The sequence below is a fragment of the Bacillus sp. FJAT-29790 genome, assembly GCF_019039215.1.
In the GTDB taxonomy this organism is placed as follows: Bacteria; Bacillota; Bacilli; order Bacillales; family Cytobacillaceae; genus Cytobacillus.
Window position 1 is genome coordinate 19,500 of the sequence record NZ_JAHNZZ010000001.1, and the last position, 23,492, is coordinate 42,991.

At 38.5% G+C, this 23,492-nt stretch carries 26 protein-coding genes; 23 read left to right on the top strand and 3 right to left on the bottom strand.

Features of this window, described 5'->3' with window-relative positions:
- Positions 1-20: 20 nt before the first annotated feature.
- The 5 genes from allB to BGM26_RS00100 all read left to right on the top strand — a co-directional run bounded on the left by allB (position 21) and on the right by BGM26_RS00100 (position 5,598).
- Positions 21-1,409, top strand: coding sequence for an allantoinase AllB (allB, locus tag BGM26_RS00080; protein ID WP_217037702.1), 1,389 nt, complete (start codon positions 21-23; stop codon positions 1,407-1,409).
- A gap of 302 nt (positions 1,410-1,711) precedes the next feature.
- Positions 1,712-2,977, top strand: coding sequence for an allantoate deiminase (gene allC, locus BGM26_RS00085; RefSeq protein ID WP_217037703.1), 1,266 nt, complete (start codon positions 1,712-1,714; stop codon positions 2,975-2,977).
- A 24-nt stretch (positions 2,978-3,001) separates the two neighbouring features.
- Positions 3,002-3,766, top strand: coding sequence for a (S)-ureidoglycine aminohydrolase (gene allE, locus BGM26_RS00090; RefSeq protein ID WP_217037704.1), 765 nt, complete (start codon positions 3,002-3,004; stop codon positions 3,764-3,766).
- A 282-nt stretch (positions 3,767-4,048) separates the two neighbouring features.
- Entirely contained in the window at positions 4,049-4,435 is a 387-nt protein-coding gene (locus tag BGM26_RS00095; protein ID WP_367949251.1) for a cupin domain-containing protein, read from the top strand.
- 242 nt (positions 4,436-4,677) lie between these two features.
- Entirely contained in the window at positions 4,678-5,598 is a 921-nt protein-coding gene (locus BGM26_RS00100) for an ABC transporter substrate-binding protein (RefSeq protein ID WP_217037705.1), read from the top strand.
- 105 nt (positions 5,599-5,703) lie between these two features.
- On the opposite strand, the gene BGM26_RS00105 is transcribed toward BGM26_RS00100, so the two are convergent.
- Positions 5,704-5,841: a hypothetical protein gene (locus tag BGM26_RS00105; RefSeq protein WP_217037706.1), complete on the bottom strand. Its 138-nt coding sequence runs from the start codon at positions 5,839-5,841 to the stop codon at positions 5,704-5,706.
- Positions 5,842-6,135: 294 nt separating this feature from the next.
- Here BGM26_RS00105 and BGM26_RS00110 point away from each other — a divergent pair, with 294 nt between their 5' ends.
- The 14 genes from BGM26_RS00110 to BGM26_RS00175 all read left to right on the top strand — a co-directional run bounded on the left by BGM26_RS00110 (position 6,136) and on the right by BGM26_RS00175 (position 18,978).
- Positions 6,136-6,642, top strand: coding sequence for an RNA polymerase sigma factor SigV (locus BGM26_RS00110; RefSeq protein WP_217040568.1), 507 nt, complete (start codon positions 6,136-6,138; stop codon positions 6,640-6,642).
- Position 6,643: 1 nt separating this feature from the next.
- Positions 6,644-7,522 carry an anti-sigma-V factor RsiV gene (rsiV, locus tag BGM26_RS00115; protein WP_217037707.1) on the top strand — a complete coding sequence of 293 codons (879 nt, stop codon included), beginning with the start codon at positions 6,644-6,646 and terminating at the stop codon, positions 7,520-7,522.
- Between the two features lie 164 nt (positions 7,523-7,686).
- Positions 7,687-8,637: an oxygen-dependent tRNA uridine(34) hydroxylase TrhO gene (trhO, locus tag BGM26_RS00120; protein WP_217037708.1), complete on the top strand. Its 951-nt coding sequence runs from the start codon at positions 7,687-7,689 to the stop codon at positions 8,635-8,637.
- 168 nt (positions 8,638-8,805) lie between these two features.
- Positions 8,806-9,234, top strand: coding sequence for an Rrf2 family transcriptional regulator (locus tag BGM26_RS00125; RefSeq protein WP_217037709.1), 429 nt, complete (start codon positions 8,806-8,808; stop codon positions 9,232-9,234).
- 176 nt (positions 9,235-9,410) lie between these two features.
- The gene (locus BGM26_RS00130; RefSeq protein WP_217037710.1) at positions 9,411-10,052 is read left to right on the top strand and encodes an NAD(P)-dependent oxidoreductase; all 642 of its coding nucleotides are present in this window, start codon (positions 9,411-9,413) and stop codon (positions 10,050-10,052) included.
- 170 nt (positions 10,053-10,222) lie between these two features.
- Entirely contained in the window at positions 10,223-10,771 is a 549-nt protein-coding gene (locus tag BGM26_RS00135) for an NADPH-dependent FMN reductase (protein ID WP_217037711.1), read from the top strand.
- 187 nt (positions 10,772-10,958) lie between these two features.
- Positions 10,959-12,170, top strand: coding sequence for a DUF418 domain-containing protein (locus BGM26_RS00140; protein WP_217037712.1), 1,212 nt, complete (start codon positions 10,959-10,961; stop codon positions 12,168-12,170).
- A 181-nt stretch (positions 12,171-12,351) separates the two neighbouring features.
- Positions 12,352-13,128, top strand: a complete 777-nt coding sequence (locus BGM26_RS00145) for an enoyl-CoA hydratase-related protein (protein ID WP_217040569.1) — start codon at positions 12,352-12,354, stop codon at positions 13,126-13,128.
- Between the two features lie 227 nt (positions 13,129-13,355).
- Positions 13,356-14,375 (top strand): ABC transporter substrate-binding protein, encoded by a 1,020-nt coding sequence (locus BGM26_RS00150; protein ID WP_217037713.1) that lies wholly within the window; start codon positions 13,356-13,358, stop codon positions 14,373-14,375.
- A 35-nt stretch (positions 14,376-14,410) separates the two neighbouring features.
- Positions 14,411-15,412: an ABC transporter permease gene (locus BGM26_RS00155; RefSeq protein ID WP_217037714.1), complete on the top strand. Its 1,002-nt coding sequence runs from the start codon at positions 14,411-14,413 to the stop codon at positions 15,410-15,412.
- On the top strand, positions 15,387-16,181 hold the full coding sequence (locus tag BGM26_RS00160) for an ABC transporter ATP-binding protein (protein ID WP_217037715.1): 795 nt from the start codon (positions 15,387-15,389) through the stop codon (positions 16,179-16,181). The genes BGM26_RS00155 and BGM26_RS00160 overlap by 26 nt, the downstream gene beginning before the upstream one ends.
- A 207-nt stretch (positions 16,182-16,388) precedes the next feature.
- Entirely contained in the window at positions 16,389-17,117 is a 729-nt protein-coding gene (locus tag BGM26_RS00165; RefSeq protein WP_217037716.1) for an AzlC family ABC transporter permease, read from the top strand.
- Positions 17,110-17,415, top strand: coding sequence for an AzlD domain-containing protein (locus BGM26_RS00170; protein WP_217037717.1), 306 nt, complete (start codon positions 17,110-17,112; stop codon positions 17,413-17,415). Before BGM26_RS00165 ends, BGM26_RS00170 begins: the two co-directional genes overlap by 8 nt.
- Positions 17,416-17,697: 282 nt before the next feature.
- Entirely contained in the window at positions 17,698-18,978 is a 1,281-nt protein-coding gene (locus tag BGM26_RS00175; RefSeq protein ID WP_217037718.1) for a M48 family metallopeptidase, read from the top strand.
- A gap of 206 nt (positions 18,979-19,184) precedes the next feature.
- Here the strand turns inward: BGM26_RS00175 and BGM26_RS00180 are convergent, their stop codons facing one another.
- Positions 19,185-19,421: an IDEAL domain-containing protein gene (locus BGM26_RS00180; protein ID WP_217037719.1), complete on the bottom strand. Its 237-nt coding sequence runs from the start codon at positions 19,419-19,421 to the stop codon at positions 19,185-19,187.
- Between the two features lie 193 nt (positions 19,422-19,614).
- Between BGM26_RS00180 and BGM26_RS00185 the strand changes: the two genes are divergently transcribed.
- The gene (locus BGM26_RS00185; protein WP_217037720.1) at positions 19,615-20,190 is read left to right on the top strand and encodes a competence protein ComK; all 576 of its coding nucleotides are present in this window, start codon (positions 19,615-19,617) and stop codon (positions 20,188-20,190) included.
- Positions 20,191-20,218: 28 nt separating this feature from the next.
- Here BGM26_RS00185 and BGM26_RS00190 read toward each other — a convergent pair whose 3' ends face one another.
- On the bottom strand, positions 20,219-20,617 hold the full coding sequence (locus BGM26_RS00190) for a YhjD family protein (protein WP_217037721.1): 399 nt from the start codon (positions 20,615-20,617) through the stop codon (positions 20,219-20,221).
- 520 nt (positions 20,618-21,137) lie between these two features.
- Here BGM26_RS00190 and BGM26_RS00195 point away from each other — a divergent pair.
- The 3 genes from BGM26_RS00195 to lepB all read left to right on the top strand — a co-directional run bounded on the left by BGM26_RS00195 (position 21,138) and on the right by lepB (position 23,384).
- The gene (locus tag BGM26_RS00195; protein WP_217037722.1) at positions 21,138-22,073 is read left to right on the top strand and encodes an LCP family protein; all 936 of its coding nucleotides are present in this window, start codon (positions 21,138-21,140) and stop codon (positions 22,071-22,073) included.
- 96 nt (positions 22,074-22,169) lie between these two features.
- Positions 22,170-22,796, top strand: coding sequence for a TVP38/TMEM64 family protein (locus BGM26_RS00200; protein ID WP_217037723.1), 627 nt, complete (start codon positions 22,170-22,172; stop codon positions 22,794-22,796).
- 33 nt (positions 22,797-22,829) lie between these two features.
- Positions 22,830-23,384: a signal peptidase I gene (gene lepB, locus BGM26_RS00205; RefSeq protein WP_217037724.1), complete on the top strand. Its 555-nt coding sequence runs from the start codon at positions 22,830-22,832 to the stop codon at positions 23,382-23,384.
- Positions 23,385-23,492: the final 108 nt, after the last annotated feature.

Genomic DNA, 23,492 nt, shown 5'->3' on the forward strand with positions numbered 1-23,492 from the left:
TATTTTAGGGAGGAAATTCGATGATATATGACCTAATAATTAAAGGCGGCAAAGTTGTTTTTAGCGACGAAGTAAGAAACGTTGATATTGCAATAAAGGATGGAAAAATTTCTGCCATCGCTGAAACAATTAGCAATGTAGCGAAACAGATCGTAAATGCGGAAGGACAATATGTGATGCCTGGCATGATCGATACTCATGTTCACATTTGTGAGCCTGGCCGAACAGAATGGGAAGGTTTTGTTACAGGAACTAAGGCATTGGCTGCAGGAGGCACAACAAGCTATGTGGATATGCCATTAAATGCCCTTCCTGCAACTGTAGATAGAGAATCGCTGCGATCAAAGCTCGAGGCTGCCAAAGGAAAGAACTATGTTGATTATGCATTTTATGGCGGACTAGTTCCGAGAAATCTCGATAATCTTGAAGAGCTTTCAGAAGAGGGAGTCGTAGCTTACAAATGTTTTATGTCCACTTGTGGTACAGATATTCCGAATGATTTCAAAAATGTAGATGACTATACTCTTTATGCAGGAATGGAGAAGCTAGCAAAATTAGGGCATATACTTTCAATCCATGCCGAGAATGCGATTATTACAGACCGTTTAGGTGAGGAGATGGTTAAACTAGGCAAGCTAACAGCTACAGATTATGTTGCCTCCCGCCCTGTTTTTACAGAGGTAGATGCCGTAAAACGAGCATTATATATAGCTAGAGAAACGGGCTGTAAGCTCCATTTCGTACACATAAGCACAGCAGAAGCAGTAGATGTAATTATTAAAGCCAGAAACGAAGGTCAGGATGTAACCCTTGAATCTTGTCCTCACTATTTTACGATTACGACTGCCCAATTCGAAAAGATTGGCCCGGTTGCAAAATGTTCGCCCCCGCTTCGCAGCGAAGAAGAACAAGAAAAGCTGTGGAGTAAATTAATTGATGGCAAGATTGATATGTTAACATCAGACCATTCGCCATGTCCGCCTGACATGAAATATAGTGAGACAAATAATATTTTTGAAGTATGGGGAGGAATTTCTGGCTGTCAAAACAACGTAGATTTAATGTTTGATGAGGCGGTTTTAAAACGCAATGTCCCAGTAACTGATTTTGTACGGATGATTGCTACGAACCCGGCTAAGCGATTTAATATTCGTAATAAAGGGGAAATCGCTGTATCAAAAGATGCTGATATTATTCTTGTTGATGCCAGCCAGGCTTATGTAGTTAAGGAAGAGGACCTTTATTATCGCCACCAGCATAGCCCGTACATTGGCAGAAAAATAAACTGCCGGGTAACGAAGACATTTGTTCGTGGAAATCTAGTATTTGAGCTAAATCAAGGGATTGTAGGGGAGCCTCTAGGTCAATTAGTGACGTATAAAAAAGCAGGAGAAACTGTAAATCTATAAATATATTATGATTTAGGCAACTTCTTTCATAGAGAAGTTGCCTAAATACTTGTATGAACTTGCGATGTTAATAGGGGTTGGAAGCCCAGGGTTACAAATAATCTAATATTAGGTAATATTCACATAATTTTATTCAGTGTGAACAAAAAATAATAGTGATTTTGTCGATTGCTTATAATGACTAACGAAGTGAAAACGCTTAATATCTAAATTAGAAGCTTAATAGATTCCAATTCGAACGAATTATGCCCGCAATATCACAAATAAGTAATATGGGGATAATTTAAGGGGGAATGATGGAAATGGAAGGCTTGATTAATTGTGATGAGGATCTTGAAATTGAAAATTTAGCAGAAGAGATCGTAGATAGGCTCAACTGGTTGGGCGGCTTTGGAAAAGATCCAGTGGGAGGAGTTTCCCGCTTGCTTTATTCGAAAGAATGGCTTGAAGCCCAGCAGGCTTTGAAACGCTGGATGGAAAACGAAGGACTTGAAGTACAATTTGACGAAATCGGAAATCTGAGCGGAATATTAAAAGGGAAAGACACAAGGGAAACGATCCTTACTGGATCTCATATTGATACCGTAACAAATGGCGGAATATATGACGGTCAATACGGAATCGTGGCAGGTGTCCTTGCGACAAAATATCTGAAGAATCATTATGGACAACCGAAGCGAAATCTTGAAATAGTGTCATTGGCAGAGGAAGAAGGCAGTCGTTTTCCTTATGCCTTCTGGGGTTCAAAGAATGTTGTTGGTACTGCAAGCCGAAAAGATGTAGAAACGCTTTCGGATTTTAATGGCGTTTCTTTTGTAGAAGCAATGAAAGGATCTGGGTTTGCTTTCAGGGATGAATCAAAAGCTCCGCGTCAGGACTTGAAGGCTTTCATAGAAATCCATGTCGAACAGGGCAATGTCCTAGAGACTGAAAAGAAATCGGTCGGAATTGTACAAAGCATTGTCGGACAAAGGCGTTTTACTATTAAAGTAACTGGTGAAGCGAACCACGCAGGCACAACGCCGATGGGATATCGTAAAGATGCTGTCTATGCTGCTAGTCATATGATTTATGAAATCATTCGTTTAGCGAAGCAACAAGGTGATCCGCTTGTGGCAACAGTCGGGAAAATGGAGATAACGCCAAATATCGTTAATGTTGTGCCGGGAAAAGTCATTTTTACTGTTGATGTGCGTCATACTGACAAACATGCGATTGTTCAGTTTACTGAATTATTTACGGGGAAAATAAGAGAGGTTTCGAGGGAACATGGAGTAGAAATATCCATCGATATGTGGCTGGATGCCGATCCAGTTCCAATGGATTCAAAAATCGTGGAAGTCATTGAAAAGCAATGTAAGAAAAATAGTTTGAATTTTAAGTTAATGCATAGCGGAGCAGGGCATGATGCGCAAATTTTCGCCAAAACAATTCCGGCAGCCATGTTGTTTGTTCCAAGCCGAAAAGGCATTAGCCATAATCCTGCAGAATACACAGAGCCTGCCGACTTGGCCGAAGGGGTTAAAGCATTGATTGGCACTTTATATGAATTAGCATACAAAGAATAACGATAAAAAAGGAGAGTTTAAAAGATGGGTTATCCAAAAGATTTATTATCAAGCAGATCAATAATTGAGCATGGTAAATATGCATTAATCGCACCAGAAGGATTAGTGAATAATGTGATTCCAGGATTCGAGAATTGTATTATTTCGATTTTAGGTTCACCTAAGCTTGGAGCAAGCTTTGTCGATTATGTTGTGACAATGAAAAATGGCGGAAAAAATAGTGAGGGGTTTGGGGGGCAAGCTGACGTAGAGACATTCGTCTATGTCATTGAAGGTAAAATAAAAGCTGCTGCAGGTGAACAAGAGTTTGTTCTTGAAGAAAGTGGTTATTTATACTGTCCGCCAGGAATAAAAATGTATTTAGAAAACCTTGGGGATGGAGATTCGAAACTATTCCTTTATAAGCAAAAATATCGCCCTCTTGAAGGACGGAAGCCGTGGGTTTATTCAAATCACGCCAACCATATTGAATTCAGGAATTATGATGACATGCACAATGTCAATATTAAAGATTTATTGCCTGCGGATATTGATTTTGATATGAATTTTCATATTCTTTCCTTTGATCCCGCAGCATCTCATCCATTTATCGAAACACATGTCCAAGAACACGGCGCCTATCTACTTTCAGGAGAAGGAATGTATAATCTGGATAATAAGTGGGTTCCAGTGAAGAAAGGTGATTATATTTTCATGGGCCCATACGTACACCAGGCAGCATATGCTGTAGGAAGAGAAAATTTAACCTATGTTTACTCTAAAGATTGTAATCGAGATGCGGAATTATAAAAAAGTCTTTGATTCAAGAAATTAAATAAAGGCTGTTTTCGTAAAGTTTGTTGTTTTTATAATGTGATTTTTATTTAATAATCTGAGTTGATTGGAGCGGAGGGCACTTGACTCCAGCGGGAATAGAGGGAAGCGGGAGACCCCACAGGCGGTAACGCCGAGGAGGCTTCCGTCCCTCCCCGTGGAAAGCAAGTGCCCGCAGCGGAAATCAACGGGCAAAATATTAAGGCTTAAAAACAACAATATATGCGAAAATAGCCTAAATAAAAGAGGTGCATAGAGGTGGAAGAGAAAGCGACTATGGTAAGCATTGAGGGGATAAAGGCAGAAAGAGTCTTTGAAATTGATAAGATAGCAAAATTTGATCCGAACGAACCGCAAAAGAACTATTTCTATGAAACAGATAAAACTGTTGGGGCAGTATGGTGTCTTGAACCAGGACAGGAAGTGTATTTACACTCCCATTCGAATGTCGATGATATGTGGGTGTGCGTAGAAGGGGAAGGAACCTATTTCCCAGACCTGGATAATGAAATCCCGATTAGAAAGGGAATGGTCTTATTAGCCAAACCGAACCAAATTCATGGCATGCGTAATACAGGAAATGGTCGATTCATGTTCGTGGGCTTTGCTGCTGGTTCATTGCCGATGGATATAACAAGATACTAAAATTAAGTCGCACAGTAAGCAAACCGCTTTTCCGGTCTACTTTTTGTTTGGAAAAAAAGAGTCCTTCTCAAATTGAGAGGGACTCTTCCTAATTTCTACTATTGGAATTCTTTACAATTGATAGGAAGGAGCGTATTTAATAAGAAGTAAAGAAGTCAATTGCAGGGAGCTAATATGCCGTTGACTAAAAAATGGAAATAGATTAATTTAGTAATAGACTATAAACGGAGGAGGCTATCTAAATGAAGGTATGCTCATTTTTACCCGCCGCTACAAATATGATATATGAAATGGGACTAGAAAGACATCTGAATGGAGTTACGTTTGAATGTCCATCGGATAAACCAAAAGTTGTTCGCACTCAACTCGAGGGAAAAACCTATTCAAGTGCAGAGATTGAGACTATATTTACTGAATCATCAAATATGGGAAAAAGCTTATATTATGTAGATATGGAATTATTAACAGCGATTGAACCAGACCTTGTGTTTACTCAAGATGTATGTGATGTGTGTCAAATTAGCACATCTGTTGTTCAAAGAGCAATTGGATCTCTAAAAAAGCAACCAAAAGTGGTACCATTAATACCGCGTAGGCTTCGTGATGTATATCAGAATGCACTAACAATTGCAATGGAGCTAGGTGAAGAAAAGGTTGGTCTTGATTACTTAGCTGAATTACAAAAGAGAGTACGTGCGATTACAGACAAACTTCGTGAACATCAAGTAGAACCAAAAAGAGTGATGATTATGGAGTGGCTAGATCCCATTTATAATTGTGGGCATTGGATTCCTGATCAAATCGCATTGGCAGGTGGAGTGGATATGTTGTCCAATCCAGCAGGTTACTCAGTTGTCACCCCTTGGGAAAAAGTACAACAATATGATCCGGAAGTATTGGTCATTGCGCCTTGTGGTTTTCAGGTAGGACGATCGATACAGGAACTAGGCCAACTAACAAATAAACCGGGATGGAGCGATTTGACTGCAGTAAAGAACAGGGCAGTATATCTTGCTGATGCAGATTACTTTACAAGACCAAGTACCACATTAGTAGATGGGATTGAGATACTAGCTGCCCTTTTTCATCCGCATCTGTTTGAAATTCCAGAAACAAGTAAGAAAAAGGTTCTACCTGTTACAGAAAAAGAAATTATAGTGTAAGAATTGATAATTCGCAAAACAGGACCGGGCGGTTTTTGCCCGGTTTTTTCCTTATTATAAATCAGCTAGTCAATAAAATATCGGTAAAGGGATTCTTTCATATTTTTAATACTCGATTTCCTCGTAATCTTTAGGTTGGGGCAGCGGCTGCCCGTTTCCTCTGTTAGCTATCTCATTATTTGATTGCATTTCCTCACGCCTCTCTATAGCAGCTTTTCTATGTTGCTTTTTTTGTTTCTCCATGGTTAGTCACCTCCTAAAATTGGTGAAAATTAAGATGTGTTTCATTAATAGTTTCAACTATGCAATTAAAAAAATACAACGAGAGATGAATGAGTTTAGAGGGATTTCCACATGGCGGAAGTCCCTTGCTTTACGCGAAAAACACCAATTAGTTTTATTAAAGTTTTTCTAAAGTTGGTGTTTTCTGAAAATACTAGGAGCAAAAGAATATAAAACTTTTTATACATGCTTGTGCGTCTATTATGTGTATACAATTTATCAGCCAAAAAGGAGCCTTTTTGTGTAATGGGAAAGATGAGAAAGATGAAATCAGAGGATATTTTTACGGAGTTTGTTAGGGAAAACAAAGAAAACTTTTATCGGCTTGCTTATAGTTATGTGAAAAATTCAGAGGATGCTTTAGATATTGTGCAGGACTCGATTCATAAAGCGATAATCTCCATCGATTCACTTCAAGATCTGAAAATGATTAAAAGTTGGTTTTACAGAATTGTCGTGAATACTTCTTTAGATTTTTTAAGAAAGCAAAAGAGGGTAAGTATTGTCGATTCTGAGACGATGGAGTTAATCAGTTCTGGTAAAGAAGATCATTACGAGAACCTTGACTTAGAACGAGCGTTAGAACAATTACCCCCAGAGTACCGAAGTATCATTGTTCTCCGGTATTTTGAAGATATGAAAATTGAAGAAGTTGCCGACGTCTTGGGAGGAAATGTAAGCACGATAAAAACACGTTTGTATAAGGCGCTAAAATTATTACGTATAGAAATAAAAGATGAAATTATTGAGGGAGTTAAATAGGATGGATAAAAAACTTGAAAAATTGAAAAATGATTATAATAATATACCGATTCCTGACAAACTGAATTTTGTCGTAGAAAAAGCATTAAAGCAAGGGAAGAAAAAATCCCCAAAAAATAAATGGCTTGTAGGAGTTGCTGCAGCCGCTGTCCTATTTACAGCAGGCATCAATACAAGTCCGGCAATGGCGAATGCATTAGCAGACATACCGGTAGTTGGAAGTGTTGTGAAGGTACTTACTTTTACAGAATTTAAAGTTGAAGAAGAACAGTACGAAGCAGACATAAAAGTGCCTGCAGTATCGGATTTAGAAAATAAGGATCTTGCAAAAAGCCTAAACGAAAGCTATTTAAAAGAAAGTAAAGCCCTTTATGATGAGTTTTTATCTGATATGGAGGATCTGGAAAGCAATGGTGGGGGCCATTTAGGTGTTCATAGTGGATATGAGGTAAAAACCGACAATGATAGGATCTTATCCATTGGCAGGTATGTTGTACAAACTGTAGGGTCTTCTTCTACAATCATGAAATATGACACGATTGATAAGAAAAACCAAATATTATTGAGTTTACCGATGTTATTTAAAGATGATCATTATATTAGTCTTATTAGTGACAATATTAAAGAACAGATGCGAGAGCAAATGAAGGCGGACGATAATAAAATTTATTGGGTTTTGGATGCCGGCTTAGAGGATCCGATAGAACCGTTCGAGTCTATAGATATGAATCAAAATTTCTATATTAACAATGATGGGAAATTAGTTATTTCCTTTGATAAATATGAGGTAGCGCCGGGTTATATGGGGGTTGTTGAGTTTGTAATCCCGTCGGAAGTTATTTCGGATATTTTAGTCAGCGATGAGTATATTAAATCATAAAAGATGCAAAGGAATTTCAAGAAAAAGGAATGTTTTTTTGAGCTGATACGTTAAAAAATTCGGTCCCTTTTGATATAATGATTCAGAAAGAATAAAGTGTATAATCAAATAACCCTATATACATTTATATCTTGAAATATAAATCGATAGGTGGCAGAAAAGTAATGAATCAAAAGCCTTACAGAGTATTGTTGTATTATATGTATGTTCCCATTGAGAACCCAGAGGAGTTTGCCAAGGAGCATTTGGATTTGTGTAATGAGATTGGCTTAAAAGGCCGAATTCTTGTTGCAGCCGAAGGGATCAATGGTACTGTTTCTGGAACAGTGGAACAAACAAATCAATATACGGAAGTGATGAAACAGGACCCTCGTTTTGCCGATATGGTTTTTAAAATTGATGAGGCGGACGAGCATGCTTTTAAGAAAATGAAGGTTCGTCATCGAAAAGAGCTTGTAACCCTAAGATTAGAAGATGATGTGAACCCGAACGAACTTACGGGAAAGTATTTAAATCCGAACGAGTTTTATGAAAGATTACAGGATGAGGATACTATTGTATTAGATGCAAGAAATGATTATGAGTATGATTTAGGCCATTTTAGAGGGGCAATCAGACCAGATATTCGCAATTTCCGCGATTTACCGCAATGGGTGAGAGACAATAAAGATGTGTTAGAAGACAAAAAGATCATCACTTATTGTACCGGAGGAATTCGTTGTGAGAAATTCTCAGGTTGGCTGCTTAAAGAAGGTTTCGAAGACGTTGCACAGCTGCACGGTGGAATTGTAACGTACGGTAAGGATCCAGAAGTTCAGGGGCAGCTTTGGGACGGTCAGCTCTATGTTTTTGATGAAAGGATCGGCGTTCCTGTTAATCAAAAGGAGCATGTTGTTGTCGGGAGAGATTACTTTTCAGGGGAGCCTTGTGAACGGTATGTGAATTGTGCTAATCCGGAATGTAATAAAAAAATTCTCAGCTCAGAAGATAACGAACATAAATATTTACGCAGCTGCTCACATGAATGTCGAACGCACCCTAGAAATCGGTATGTTGCTCAACACGGACTAACAGATGAAGAAGTAGCAGAAAGACTTCAGAAAATAGAAAATTGAGTGCTTATCAAAACCCCAGTAAGGAGATACCTACTGGGGTCTTTTGTAATAATAAGCCACTGGCTGTAATTGTTAGCCATAGTTATCGATATTGGAAAGCACTAGAAAAGAATATTGACAAATTCTACTCGATGTAACTATAATGATTACATCAGGAGGTTGCAACATATGAAAATCAGCAGTCGCTTTACTGTAGCTGTTCATATATTATCTCTCGTAACCATACAAAGTAATGCGCATTGTACTTCAGAATGGATTGCAGGGAGTGTAAATACAAATCCAGTGGTCATTCGAAGAGTAATGGGAAAACTGAAAAATGCGGGATTCATTGAAGTTCGACGAGGAGCAGGTGGAGCTACACTAAAAAAGCCTTTGGAAGAAATCACCTTACTTGACGTTTACCGAGCTGTAGAAGTTGTTGAAGAAGGAGAACTTTTTCAATTTCATGAAAAGCCAAATCCGAATTGTCCTGTAGGAGCTAATCTTGAGGCAGTTCTTGAATTAATTTTACTGCGTGCTCAAGAAGCAATGGAAACCGTGTTGAATGAGGTTACTATGGGGGAGCTAGTCAAAGTATTAAATCAAAAAATTGGATAATATCATTCAATTTTTTTTACATCTGTTGTAACTGAGGTGGTTACGATTGCGGCAGTTCGTAATTAAAGGGAATGGTATCGGAAAAGATATTTAGGAAAAAGTAAAACACACTCAAAAAGGGAAGCCTAGCCTTTCGTCTAAGAGAATATATTAAACAATTTACTGGAGGTAATTTTATGAAAATCGGGGTTATTGGAGCAACTGGAAAAGCTGGAAATCTAATATTGAAAGAAGCAATGGATCGAGGACACCAGGTAACGGCTATGGTCAGAAATGCTTCAAAATTAACTGATAAAAATGTAACTGTTCTAGAAAAAGACGTATTTGAACTAAGTGCAGATGACCTAAAGCCGTTTGATGTTGTAGTAAATGCATTTGGCGCACCCGCAGGAGAAGAGCATCTTCATGTGGAGGCAGGAGCAGCGTTAATTGAAGCTGTTAAGGGAGCTCCCGAAACAAGATTAATCGTCGTAGGTGGTGCAGGCAGTCTGTTTGTTGATGAAGCGAAAACAACACGTTTGATTGATACTCCTGAGTTCCCGAAAGAATATTTTGCAACAGCTTCAAACCAAGGGGAAAATTTACAGGATTTACAAAATACAAGTGGAATTAAATGGACGTTTATCAGCCCTGCGGCATTCTTTAATCCAGAAGGGAAAAGAACGGGTTCATATCAAAAAGGAAAAGACAATCTAATCGTGAATGCAAAAGGCGAAAGCTATGTAAGTTATGCAGATTATGCTATCGCTGTTCTTGACGAAATTGAAAATCCCCAGCATATTAATGAACGCTTTACTCTCGTTTCAGAAGCTGAATAATTAAAATGATAGTAATTTAGATAAAGAAAGAGCAGTGAATGCTAACAGCTCTTTTTTTACATATACCAACAGAAATGTTATCTAATAAGACTTTTGATTTTTGATTAGAGCAGCACTTAATGTAGAATATAAATCGTTGGACAAAATTGTAAAAGCATGGAGGTATTTTAATGAAAATAGTCGCAATTGTAGGTAGTAATCGCGAACAATCCTTTAATAAAAAGCTTGTTTCTTTTATGAAGATTCACTTTCATAATAAAGTAGAGATTGAAATTCTTCCTATTGATGAGCTTCCAATGTATAACGAAGATAAAGAACTTTCACCACCTGACATTGTTAATACTATCAAAAGTAAAATTTCTGCGAGTGAAGGGATGATTATTGCTACACCCGAATATAATCACTCGATTCCTGGTGTGTTAAAAAATGCGCTTGACTGGTTTTCAAGAGTCGATAAAGTTATGGTGAAAAAACCAGTGATGGTTGTCGGCGGTACACCAGGTGCCTTAGGTACAGTCCGTGCTCAAATTCATCTGCGGCAAATCTTGAATTCCCCAGGTGTTTCAGCACTTACTTTACCGGGAAATGAAGTCTTTATCGGGGCAATTCACGAGAAATTCGATGAATCTGGAAAACTAATTCACGAACCTACAGTCAACTTTTTAAATACGGTAATGGATAATTTTCTAGATTGGGTTGAAAAAGCGAAGGCATTGTAAAGTGAATGCATTCAGATATAAAATGAGCAGTTCTGATAAAATGGACGAAACCTTATTAATAAAGCTTATAGAGTGTTAAATCATGCTAGATTTAACGCTCTATTTTTTTGTATTTGCCCGGATATTTATATTTGCACAAGCTCAGCTCGATTTACAGTAAAATTGATACTAAAAGGAGATGAACGATATGAAATCCGCACCTATTTCTATACAAGAAAGAATATTAACGATAGACATTATTCGTGGTTTTGCTTTGCTTGGCATATTTTTAGTCAATATGCCTGCTTTTCATTCACCAGCTTTTATGGTGCGGAATCCAGAATATACCGGTATGGATTATTGGCTTGATCTTTTTTTACAAATGTTTGTTCAAACAAAGTTTTATACGATTTTTTCCTTCTTATTCGGTTTAGGCTTTTACATTTTTATGAGCCGTGCCGAACAAAAAGGGTTGAAAATTAACCGTCTGTTTACAAGGCGGCTTACTGTTTTATTATTGTTTGGCGCCGTCCATTTCATTTTTATTTGGTTCGGTGACATTCTTCATACGTACGCTTTAGCCGGCTTTTTCTTGTTTTTGTTCTACAAGCGAAAAGCAAAGACAATCCTTACTTGGGCCTTTAGTTTATTATTTGTTTTTTATTCACTGATCAGTGCTCAGTTTTTATTACCTGCTTCTACGATTAAAGAAATACAAGCAATGGATCAAGATAAAGAAAGTAAGATCGCTGAATATATAGATATGTATGAACATGCAAGCTACTTAGACTGGGTTTCTTATCGCATTCATACCGAAATTATCCCGCTTACGATAGAGCTTCCTTTCGTATTGATTACTGTTTTAGCCATGTTTTTATTTGGGCTTTATGCAGGGAAAATTGGGATTTTCCAACCTAATTCGCCGCATCTACCTAAGATCAAGAAAATTTGGTTGATAACCCTTTTATTAAGTATTCCACTAGTCATTTTATTAGCAATCATGAAGTTAGGGCTTATAGATTTGGGCGTTTACCAAGAAAATGCTCTTTTTTTATTCACAAGTTTAAGCGGTTTGCCGTTATGCTTTTTCTATATGTCTTCATTAACATTACTACTAAGAAAAAAGCTTTGGCAAAAGCTGCTTCGCCCGCTCGGGTTTACAGGGCAAATGGCGTTAACAAATTACCTTTCGCAGACGGTGATTTCAACATTTATTTTCCTCGGACTTCATTTTTTTGGCAAAGTCAGCCTTGTAACTGGTACATTGATTTGTCTTGGAATTTATATATTTCAGGTTTTATTTAGTTATATATGGTTGAAAAGCTTTAGATTCGGTCCATTAGAATGGCTATGGCGCTCGTTAACATACGGCTATTTTCAAGCAATGAAAAAACAGGAAGGGGGAAAATCAGGTTACTAATCATATAGATTAATAGATGAATCCCCATATAAAACTTTTTGTTTTACATGGGGGTTTTTTGATGTGGATTCGAAAATTATTTAACCCAGCCTCCGAAAGAAATCTTTTCTTTGCCCTTGAAAGGGTTTTCACGTATTTTATCGAATTTGGATGGTATAGCAAACAAAAGGGAGTGGAACTGATGAGTTCGATTGTTGTTGAATTAAAGGAGCATATTGCGGTTGTCACGCTAAATCGCCCGGATGCATTGAATGCATTTAACTATGAAACTTTAACCGAGCTCCAATCATCTGTTGAACAATTGCGTACGAATCCTGATGTGCGGGTTGTTATTTTTATAGGATCTGGTGAAAAGGCATTTAGTGTGGGGGCGGATTTAAAAGAGCGGAAAACGTTATCGGAAGTAGATGTTCGCAGAAATATTTATAAAATTGGCGAGGTATTTTCAATGATCGATCAGCTGCCACAGCCTACAATTGCCGCCATCAACGGTTTTGCTTTTGGGGGTGGAATGGAGCTAGCCTTATCATGCGATTTCCGGATTGCTGTTTCAGGCATCTTGATGGGACTAACGGAAACAAGCCTTGCAATCATTCCGGGTGCTGGCGGCACACAAAGGCTGCCAAGATTGATTGGCCAGGCAAAAGCGCTGGAATTAATTTTAACAGCTAAAAGATTAACTTCAGAAGAAGCATTAGATTATGGAATATTGAACAGGGTCACAGATAAAGATCATTTATTAAAAGAATGCTGTGAGCTAGCGGAGCAAATGCTCGCCAATGGACCGCTTGCACTCCAACAAGCCAAGTTTGCCGTAAAACAAGGAATGAATGTTGACCTGCATACAGGCCTGCAAATAGAGAGAAAAGCATATGAAGTGATCATACCTACAGAAGATCGATTAGAGGCACTTTCGGCTTTTGCAGAAAAAAGAAAGCCGGAATTTAAGGGGAAATAGAAGAACATGGTGATTGCCATGTTCTTATTGAACTTTAAACCTACTAAAATAGTATTTTAGATTAACCTGATTAAAATTAGCCAAAGATTTACATATAACAGTTCTTATTGAAAATTTTTCGAAAATAGTAAAAAAGACTTGAAATTTAGACATTGATAGCTTTATAATTTAATGAATAAAAGCATAGAAGCATAGAAGCGTTTAAGTATAGATGAGGGGGAGTTAACATGTTTAAGAGTTTGAAAACTTTAAAAGTTCTTGCTGCAACAAGTTTGATGAGTGTGGCATTCCTGAGCGGGTGCGGAACTACAAATGAGAGTACAAGTGGCGGAGAAAAAAGCGAACCAGCTGAGAAAAAGGCTGAAAGCTACAAAGTTGGCGTTACTCAAATCGTAGAGCATCCTTCACTTGATGCGGCATTCGAAGGATTTAAAAAAGCATTGAAGGATGAAGGGTTAGAAGTAAGTTATGATGTTCAAATTGCACAAGGGGACCAGAATAACAATCAAACAATCGCGAATAATTTCGTTGGCGATAAAGTTGATTTAATCTTTGCTAATTCGACGCCAAGTGCACAAGGGGCTTTAAATGCAACAAAGGATATCCCAATTATCTTCACTTCTGTAACAGATCCTGTTGATGGAAAACTTGTTGCATCAATGGAGCAGCCAGGCGGAAATATTACAGGAACAACCGATACACATCCAGATGCAATTCCTAATACGGTAAGATTCATGGATGAGAACTTTAATGGAAAAACAGTTGGTGTTATTTATAATGCAGGTGAACAAAACTCTGTTGCCCAAATAAATCTCGTCAAAGAAGCAATGAAAGATACAAGCTTAAAACTTGTCGAAGCTACGGTCTCAACTTCAGCAGAAGTAAAACAGGCTGCCGAATCGCTTCTCGGTAAAGCAGATATATTCTATGTAATTACAGATAACACTGTTGTTTCTGCGTTAGAATCAGTTATTCAAGTTTCAAATGATCAGGGTCTGCCACTATTTGTTGGGGAATTGGATTCTGTTGCAAGGGGCGGATTTGCTGCTTACGGATTTGACTATGCTGACATTGGATATGAAGCAGGTGTAATGGCTGCGAAAATTTTAAAAGGGGAAAAACAGCCGTCAGAGCTTCCTGTCCAATATCCACAAAATCTAAAATTAGTAATTAATAAAAAAGCAGCTAATGCAATGAACATTGAATTGAAAGACGAATGGAATAGTCTCGCGGAGTTTATCGAATAAATCGCGGCGCACTAAAGTAAGAAAGGAAGAGTTTTATGCCTACAGCCATCTTTGGTTCAATAGAGGCAGGTGCGATCTACGCCTTAATGGCATTAGGCGTTTACCTGTCATTCAGAATTCTTGATTTTCCTGACCTCACCGTGGATGGGAGTTTTGTCACTGGGGCATCGGTAGCAGCAGTTCTTATTGTTGGAGGAGCAAATCCGTTCCTTGCGACAATTGCTGCTATGTTAGCAGGGTTTGCGGCAGGTTGCGTAACCGGACTTCTGCATACGAAGGGGAAAATTAATCCCCTTCTGTCGGGGATCCTGATGATGATCGCCTTGTACTCGATAAATTTAAGAATTATGGGGAAATCGAATGTTCCTCTTTTAGCAGAAGAGACAGTCATCACAAAATTAACCGCATTTTGGCAAGGTCTTGGCCTCGATCAAGTGCTATCAGCTACCGGTTTTGTCCCTAAAACATGGGGAATCCTAATCCTTATGCTAATCCTAGCTTTGGTTGTTAAAGTAATGATTGATCTTTTCCTAAAGACAGATATTGGTTTGGCTCTTAGAGCGACTGGCAATAACGAAACAATGATCCGCAGCTTTTCTGCAGATACAGATTTATTGAAGATTATCGGTCTTGGTCTTGCAAATGGACTTGTTGCTCTTTCCGGAGCTCTTGTCGCGCAATATAACGGGTTTAGCGATGTCGGGATGGGAATCGGGATGATTGTTATCGGACTCGCATCAGTTATCATCGGGGAAGCTGTTTTTGGTGCAAAAACGATTGTGAGAGCGACACTAGCGGTAGTTGGCGGAGCCATTTTATATCGCATTATTGTCACTCTTGCACTAAGGGTTGAATTTCTTGAAACAGGAGATATGAAGCTCATAACAGCTGTCATCGTTATCTGCGCTCTCGTCCTTCCGAAAATGATTGAAAAGCAAAGAGAGAATCAACGTAAAAAGCGGAGGCTCATCCAGTCTAAACAAAATGCATATGAGAAAAGTGGTGAACATCTTGCTGCAATTAAAACAGATTCATAAAATCTTTAATGAAGGCACACCTGATGAGAAAATCGCCCTTCATCATATGGACTTGCATCTTAAACCTGGGGATTTTATGACCGTGATCGGAAGTAATGGGGCAGGAAAATCGACACTCATGAATCTCATTTCAGGTAAGATGATTCCTGATTTAGGTGAGGTTATCATCGACGGGAAAGACGTTACAATGGTTAAAGAGCACAAAAGATCGAGATTGATCGGCCGGGTCTTTCAGGACCCAATGGCCGGAACTGCTCCTGCCATGACAATTGAAGAAAACCTAGCGATTGCTTTTTCAAGAACAACAACTCGCGGGTTGAAAAAGGGAGTTTCAAAAAATAGACGTGATTTCTTCCAGGAGAAACTTGAAACGCTTCATCTTGGATTGGAAAACCGTCTGCAAGCAAAGGTTGGCTTATTATCTGGTGGGGAACGGCAGGCACTCTCACTATTGATGGCGACCTTTACTGAGCCGAAAATCCTACTTCTTGATGAACACACAGCAGCCCTTGATCCGGCGCGTGCTGAGCTGATTACCGCCCTAACGAAAGAAATTGTTCAAACCTATCAGCTCACGACCTTGATGGTCACTCATAATATGCAGCAGGCACTAGATCTCGGGAACAGGTTAATCATGATGGACAAAGGCCAGCTAATTTTCCAAGCAAATGAAGAACAAAAACAGAAATTAACGGTTGAAAAACTGCTTGAAGAATTCCAGCGCATTCGCGGCGAGAAAATGAGCAGTGATAAGGCAGTTCTCATTTAAAAACACATGGTCCCCCATGTGTTTTTTAACTTTATTCAGCAGAAGTCTTTAAACCTATAAGTGACGAGATGAATCCAAACAGGTACCCAATTCAGTGGGCGCAAATTTGCCAAGGCGAATTTGATTGTTACAATATTTTACTATTTTTTGATAATCATATACATTATATCTAGAGTATTATTTAAAATTATTCGGGCGGTGAAACCAATGGCAGAACTTGCAGTAAACAAACAGGCTTCTGAATTTAGGAAGGGATTACAATCGGGCATTAGCATTGCGATTGGGTACGCGCCCATTGCCTTGACTTTTGGACTCCTTGCTAAAACGACTGGGCTTTCCATTGGAGAAACAGTATTAATGAGTTTAATTGTTTTTGCAGGGGCATCTCAATATATCTCACTTAGTCTGCTCTCTCTTGGGACCGGCGCTTTCGAGATTATTCTGACCACCTTTATTGTGAATATCAGACATTTTCTAATGTCGACAGCATTAAATGAAAAATGCGAAGAGGATCATATCGTTAATAAAGCCATCTATTCTTTTGGGTTAACAGATGAAACTTTTTCTGTTGCTGCGACACGGGAAGAATCGGTTACAGCAGGATACATGTTCGGAGTGATCTCCATTTCGTATTCCAGCTGGGTTATTTGCTCTGGGCTTGGTCATTTAATCGGGGCTAGTCTTCCGCAGACCTTGCAGGAAAGTATGTCTGTTGCCCTTTATGCTATGTTTATCGGATTATTAGTTCCATCCATGAAAAAAAACGCCAAAGTTGTATTTCTTGCTGTTCTAGCGGCCTGCTTTAATACAATTTTTACTTTAACAAATGCTCTGTCCACCGGATGGGCGATTGTAATTGCGACGCTTCTGTCTGCTGTTATCATAGAAATAATTATTGGGCTAAAGAAAAAGCAGGGGGAGAGAGAGCATGAGTAGCGAAATGATTTGGATGATTGCAGGGATGGCAGTCGTAACCTATATTCCAAGAATGCTTCCATTTGTTCTCTTTAAAGGGAAGGAAATGCCCGCTATTCTGCAAGGTGTTTTGAAAAATGTCCCTTATGCGACTTTAGGGGCGCTTATTTTTCCCGGCATATTATTTATCAATGAAGATATATGGTTTGGGCTTCTAGGGGCATTGGTTGCTTTAGTAGCCGCTTATTTGGGCGCAAATGTTATTGTTGTCGTTCTTGGTTCTATTGCGGTTTTATCAGTTTACTCAATCCTATTTTAGATCTCGCCAAAAAAGGTCAGTTCACCTTGAGCTGGCTTTTTCGTCTAGCTCCAGCGCCTAGCCCCTCGAGGTCACAAGCCAATCCTGAAAGGTAGAGCTCACCTTTCCGTGAGGCTCGTCTTGTGCTTGTCGGGGCTGATCAAGGCGCTTGCGCTTTTGTTGCGTGTAAATCCTGAAAATTGAGCATGCTATTATGGTAAATGCGTATCAAGAATTAGTTCTAATTAATGAATTTTATACTAAACTAAATATTGAGGGGCTGTACAAAAAGGGGGAACTGCGATGGCGAGAAAGATAGGCTTTTACGGTGTGATTGCCTATTGTTTATATGGGTTGTTTTTTTATTGGTACTTGTTTTATTTTGCGGATACAAATCTTCCATTTGAATATGAGGGATCCAAGGCAGATCCAGCTACATTCCTAAATGGCAGGGAACTAATGCTTAGTGAGGAATATTCAAAGATAAGAAATATAATGTTTTTCTTATCGACACCATTTGAATGGCTTTTATATTTGTTCATTCTGTTACTTGGCTTATCGAACGCTTTCAAAAAGTGGGCAGAGCATTCTTCGAAATATAAATTTATCCAGACGGCTATTTACCTTATCTGGCTTTCAGTTGTTACATTTGCTGCTACATTTCCATTGAATTATATTAGTTATTCTTTATCTAAAAGCTATAATATTTCCACGCAAAGCTTTGGCGGCTGGATGAAGGACGCGCTAATTGATTTTTGGATTAATTATGGCACGATGGTCATTATTGTTTCTATTCTCTATTGGCTAATCAATAAAAGCAGGAAAAGATGGTGGTTTTATGCGTGGTTGTTATCTGTTCCCTTCTCCTTATTTATGATGTTTCTTCAGCCGGTTGTCATCGATCCGCTTTATAATGATTTTTATCCATTGAAAAATAAAGAACTTGAAGCGAAAATCCTAGAAATGGCAGATAGAGCAGGAATTCCGGCTGAACATGTATTTGAAGTGAATATGGCTACCAAAACAAATTCCCTTAATGCTTATGTGACCGGAATCGGATCAAATTCGAGAATTGTCCTGTGGGATACAACTTTAAATCGGTTAAGCGATGACCAGATTCTTTTTATCATGGCTCATGAAATGGGCCATTACGTTGAAAAACATATTTATTTCGGCATTGCAGGATATTTGCTTTTATCATTAGTAGGTCTTTACCTGGCTTCGAGGATTATGGAGTATGTCGTTGGCAGATGGGGAAAAGCCTTGAAAATTCCATCCGTTCATGACATCAGATCACTTCCATTATTCTTAATGATTATTTCTATGCTTTTATTTGTCTCAAGTCCACTGTCAAATTTCGTTTCCCGTTACCAGGAATCACGTGCAGACCGGTATGCCATTGAGATGACAAAAGATTCTAATGCCGCCATACAATCGTTCCAAGAATTATCCCGAGCCGGCTTAAGCCAAGTAAATCCGCCGCTTTTAGTTAAAGTATTCCGGTATGGCCATCCAACAATGCTTGAACGTATCTCTATGCTTGAGGAATATGAAATCAAGAATCGAACAAATAAGAGCGAGTAGGCCATAGGGGCTGCTCGTTTTTTTTGCTGTTTTCTTAAAGTTTGTTGCTTTTATAATCTGAGTTGATTGGAGTCAAGTGCCCGCAGCGGAAATCAACGGGCAAACTTTGTGGGCTAAAAACAACAATATATGCGAAAAGAGCTTTTTGTTGCAGAAGAAAAATGAAACCCCCGTCACTGAATAACGGGGGATTAAAGTGATATCAGCTAAGTGCCGAAACGTTTAGTCAATTCTTTATATCGATTGGTTAAGCTGATAAATACAGGTTTGTTCCCTTCATCAATGGCATCGTCGATTTCTTTCATAAGCTTCTCTTTTTCGTTTTTCAGCAACACTTCTGAAAGCATCATGTCAATGTAAAGATCTAAAACATAGGACTCTTTTAGCTTCTTTCTTTTCATTGCACTTGCTTTCATGAGTTCTGTGTAGGATTTTTCATTCATGAAAATCACCTCGGATGCTTTTTACTATTATATGGAGTTACTTCAAGATATTCACCAAAACTTCATAAACTTTCTGAAAATTTTTACTGTGTCAAAGTTGTGAATAAATTAGCAACTTTTAGAAGAAAATGAAAATTATTGGCAGAATTCTGATATGATGAAATGGCGTAACAATAGTAAAGGAGATGAATTGATGAAGAGTCCAACAACAACTCCATTAATTGAGGAGTATGAAATCAATCCGAATACGATGATCATAAAGCCAGTATCTTATGGCAGCAAGATCTATTCGCAGATTTGGGAACTCGAGGATGAAGTGCTTTCCCCTTTTAAACCGATCGAAATCATTAAAAAAAGCTGCAGATATTTTGGATCGTCCTACGAAGGGAGAAAAGAAGGGACCCGTCAATTAACAGGAATAACCCACAAAGCACCAATAACCATAGACCCCACAAACTTCATTTATTTTTTTCCAACTTCTTCAGCGAGCAATGCACAATGTATATGGATTTCATTAGAACACATCCTTTATCATCGCCGTGCCGATGCAGGAAATACACAGGTGATTTTTAAAAATAAGGAGTGCCACATCATTCCTATCTCTTACAATTCTTTCAACAACCAGCTATTACGGACAGCCCTGTTAAAGACCACTTTAAATAGCAGGCTTGAGGAATCAGAACGGAAAGCATTGTATTTCTTTAGCGGGAAAAGACATATGAATGCATCAGAGAGAGCCGGGACGTATCGAATAGGGGGGAGGGAATAGATCTTGGCCAGAAGCATGTATTATAAGATCATGCTTCTGTTTTTTTAGGAAGCTCCATGTCGCCATCGATCATGTGCCGTTTAAATAAATAAAGCTCCAACAGCTCCTGCACCTTATTGCGGATGCGGGGATTGAAGTAGTTATGATTTTCCTCATAGCCTTTATACAAGAATAAAAACATCGTAAAAGCTTCGTCCCGTTTCAGCTGCTGAACCTTAAGCCTGTTTTTGATCATATAACGCTTTACTTCTCCGAGTTCTTTTTGAATCATATTCATCGTTTCCTCAATCAAATTCAAGTAGGGCTGTTTAAGCTTAAAAGGGCTTTTATTAATGACAATCAGGTCACGATTTAATACAGTCAATACCATCGGTAAATAGATAGCCTGCTCCATTATGTTCCGATCTTCCTCAGGAATTCTCGTCATAATTGCTATACCCCCTTACGAACTAAAGAACGTTTGTTCTTATATAATTTTACAGACAAAATGATTTTTGTGCAAGGGCTATTATTTGTCGAATGTTTTTCTTCTATCGACCTCCATATACAATCCCTTTAGCGCAAAAAATTGAACCACGATATACCAACCCAATTTTCAAATATCCCTGACGGAAATAAAATGAAAATAACCGCCATGCAAGGCAAAATAAAGAACATACAATATATACCAGCCCAAAGGACGAAACCTTTTTGCTAAAGAAGTAGTCTTATATGGATGAAGACTATTTTCCTATTAACTTTATTCAGCAGAAGTCTCTAAACGATATAAGTGGTGAGATGAATGCAAACAGGCATTCAATTCAATGGGGGTTCAAACCCTGGCTGAATAAAGTTAAGCCTCTGGCGAGCCTTTCGATTTTTTAAAGGAAATTATCGAGCAAGCTAAGATAAAAATCTGGGCGCAAATACGCCAAGGAGAATTTGAATATAAAAGGAAGGATTTTTTTATGAGATCTGAAAGATATCAACAGAAGAAACAAAAAAAGAAGAAATGGAAGTCAATCGTCCTCATTCTTTTTCTGCTATGTGCGGGGACGCTCGCTTATTCCTATATACAATTTAAACAAGGTGTATCTCTATCACAAGGGAAAACGGATGTAGAAAATATCGAATTCGAATTTCATGGAGATAAAGACCAATATGGCGGAACGAATATCCTATTGCTTGGAAGCGATGCCCGCGGAAACGAAAAATCAAGAGCAGATACAATCATGATCGCCAGCTATCATCCAGATAAAGGCACGTATAAGTTGATCTCCATTATGAGAGATTCGTATGTGAATATACCCGGATATGGAAAAAATAAAATCAATGCAGCTCTTGTTTTTGGCGGTCCTGAGCTGCTAAGACAGACGATTAAAGAGAACTTTGATATTGATCTTCAATACTATTCGATCGTTGATTTTAAAGGGTTTGTCCATCTGATTGATGAGGCATTTCCAAAAGGCGTAGAAGTCGATGTCGAAAAGGCAATGTCTGCTAATATTGGGGTAACATTGGAGCCGGGACTTCAAAGGCTTGATGGGGAGCATCTTCTTGGCTATGTACGGTTTCGGCATGATGCAATCGGCGATTTTGGAAGGGTTGAGCGCCAACAAAAGGTGATGAAGGAAGTGGCAAGCCAGTTCACTAACTTCCAAACGATTGCAAAGCTTCCGAAATTAGTTGGAGTCATGACCCCATTTATTAATACAAATATGGATACTACAGATATCCTTTATATAGGAAAAGATTTAATTTCTAAAAACAGCCGTGACATCGAAACACTTCGTATTCCGGTGGATGGATCATATGAAAATCAACGGATAAGCGGGGCAGGGGCAGTACTGGCTATTAATCTTGAACAAAATAAACAGGCAATTCATGATTTTTTAGCAAAATAAAATCCTATTTATCGAAAGTAAGTGTAAAATAAGATAGAAAGAGGTAAAGATATAGTATAGGTACGTATTAGCTTATTCGATACAAGGAGATTTCAAATGGATTTTGAACTGCTCAAAGATTGGTTTACGCTTGAAAATATCATGGGATTAATTGAAAAATACCGCACTTTTGGCCCGGTGCCGGGAATTCTGCTGCCATTAATTGAGGCATTTTTGCCTTTTCTTCCGCTATTTTTATTTGTGATGGCAAATGCAAATGCATTCGGTCTTTGGTTAGGCTTTTTGTTTTCTTGGATCGGTGCCGCTGCAGGTGCATTTATCGTCTTTTTATTAGTTCGGAAATATGGACAAAGAAGAATTCTTAAGGTTCTAAAGCGTAACTCAAAAGTTCAAAAGCTGATGAATTGGGTGGAAAGGCATGGATTTGGTCCATTATTTATTTTATTATGCCTTCCTTTCACCCCCTCAGCAGTCGTGAATATCGTAGCAGGGCTATCGAAAATCAGCATTGCCCAATATATGCTAGCCGTTGTGACAGGGAAAATGGTGATGATCTTTACGATGAGCTTTGTAGGGTATGATATTAAGTCACTTATTACACAACCAATGCGGACGGTGATCGTAGCAGTCATTATTTTTATTCTTTGGTATGTTGGAAAAAGAATAGAAATAAAAATGAATATGAACGTTGAAAAAGAAAAGAAATTTAGAAGGGCAAAATAAACAGTACCAGCAAGGAACTGGGGGAGAAGCAATTTGAAAGAGGCAGTGAAAAAAGAAGGAATAGAGTGGATTAAAGCCTTTGGAATTGGGATGATCATCTTTATTTTTATACGCACATTTTTCTTTTCCAATTATATAGTTGAGGGCGAGTCGATGATGCCTACCCTTGAAAGCGGAAATAAGCTGATCGTTAATAAAATCGGGTACCAAATTAGCGAGCTGAACCGATTTGACGTGATTGTTTTCCATCATAACAAAGAGGAAGATTTTGTAAAGAGAATCATCGGGTTGCCCGGAGATAAAGTGGAATACCGCAATGATGAGCTTTATATAAATGGAGAAAAGGTGAATGAACCATTCCTTGCAAAATATCGGAAGGAAATATTCGGAAGTAGGCTAACCGGAGATTTCACGTTAACGGAATTGACAGGTTCTGAGGTTGTGCCTGAAGGAAAGCTTTTTGTCATGGGTGATAACCGTCTCGGAAGCTGGGATAGCCGCCATTTTGGCTTTATTTCAGCCGATCAGGTAGTCGGCAAAGTAAACTTGCGATACTGGCCGATAGATGAAGTGGATGTTTCCTTCTGAAACATATGATAGGACTCGATAAAATTCGGGTCCTTTTCCAATTGTTTAGCTTTATTCAGCAGAAGTCTCACTTCTATAAGTGGCGAGATGAATGCAAACAGTTATCCA

Bases quoted from the DNA above. Each gene is read 5' to 3' on its own strand.
- allB (WP_217037702.1), top strand. From the start codon at position 21: ATGATATATGACCTAATAATTAAAGGCGGCAAAGTTGTTTTTAGCGAC.
- trhO (WP_217037708.1), top strand. From the start codon at position 7,687: ATGAATCAAAAGCCTTACAGAGTATTGTTGTATTATATGTATGTTCCC.
- rsiV (WP_217037707.1), top strand. From the start codon at position 6,644: ATGGATAAAAAACTTGAAAAATTGAAAAATGATTATAATAATATACCG.
- BGM26_RS00150 (WP_217037713.1), top strand. From the start codon at position 13,356: ATGTTTAAGAGTTTGAAAACTTTAAAAGTTCTTGCTGCAACAAGTTTG.
- BGM26_RS00130 (WP_217037710.1), top strand. From the start codon at position 9,411: ATGAAAATCGGGGTTATTGGAGCAACTGGAAAAGCTGGAAATCTAATA.
- BGM26_RS00145 (WP_217040569.1), top strand. From the start codon at position 12,352: ATGAGTTCGATTGTTGTTGAATTAAAGGAGCATATTGCGGTTGTCACG.
- BGM26_RS00185 (WP_217037720.1), top strand. From the start codon at position 19,615: ATGAAGAGTCCAACAACAACTCCATTAATTGAGGAGTATGAAATCAAT.
- BGM26_RS00175 (WP_217037718.1), top strand. From the start codon at position 17,698: ATGGCGAGAAAGATAGGCTTTTACGGTGTGATTGCCTATTGTTTATAT.
- BGM26_RS00200 (WP_217037723.1), top strand. From the start codon at position 22,170: ATGGATTTTGAACTGCTCAAAGATTGGTTTACGCTTGAAAATATCATG.
- BGM26_RS00155 (WP_217037714.1), top strand. From the start codon at position 14,411: ATGCCTACAGCCATCTTTGGTTCAATAGAGGCAGGTGCGATCTACGCC.
- BGM26_RS00190 (WP_217037721.1), bottom strand. From the start codon at position 20,617: ATGACGAGAATTCCTGAGGAAGATCGGAACATAATGGAGCAGGCTATC.
- BGM26_RS00135 (WP_217037711.1), top strand. From the start codon at position 10,223: ATGAAAATAGTCGCAATTGTAGGTAGTAATCGCGAACAATCCTTTAAT.
- allE (WP_217037704.1), top strand. From the start codon at position 3,002: ATGGGTTATCCAAAAGATTTATTATCAAGCAGATCAATAATTGAGCAT.
- BGM26_RS00170 (WP_217037717.1), top strand. From the start codon at position 17,110: ATGAGTAGCGAAATGATTTGGATGATTGCAGGGATGGCAGTCGTAACC.
- BGM26_RS00105 (WP_217037706.1), bottom strand. From the start codon at position 5,841: ATGGAGAAACAAAAAAAGCAACATAGAAAAGCTGCTATAGAGAGGCGT.
- BGM26_RS00140 (WP_217037712.1), top strand. From the start codon at position 10,959: ATGAAATCCGCACCTATTTCTATACAAGAAAGAATATTAACGATAGAC.
- BGM26_RS00165 (WP_217037716.1), top strand. From the start codon at position 16,389: ATGGCAGAACTTGCAGTAAACAAACAGGCTTCTGAATTTAGGAAGGGA.
- allC (WP_217037703.1), top strand. From the start codon at position 1,712: ATGGAAGGCTTGATTAATTGTGATGAGGATCTTGAAATTGAAAATTTA.
- BGM26_RS00100 (WP_217037705.1), top strand. From the start codon at position 4,678: ATGAAGGTATGCTCATTTTTACCCGCCGCTACAAATATGATATATGAA.
- BGM26_RS00125 (WP_217037709.1), top strand. From the start codon at position 8,806: ATGAAAATCAGCAGTCGCTTTACTGTAGCTGTTCATATATTATCTCTC.
- BGM26_RS00110 (WP_217040568.1), top strand. From the start codon at position 6,136: ATGAGAAAGATGAAATCAGAGGATATTTTTACGGAGTTTGTTAGGGAA.
- BGM26_RS00195 (WP_217037722.1), top strand. From the start codon at position 21,138: ATGAGATCTGAAAGATATCAACAGAAGAAACAAAAAAAGAAGAAATGG.
- BGM26_RS00180 (WP_217037719.1), bottom strand. From the start codon at position 19,421: ATGAATGAAAAATCCTACACAGAACTCATGAAAGCAAGTGCAATGAAA.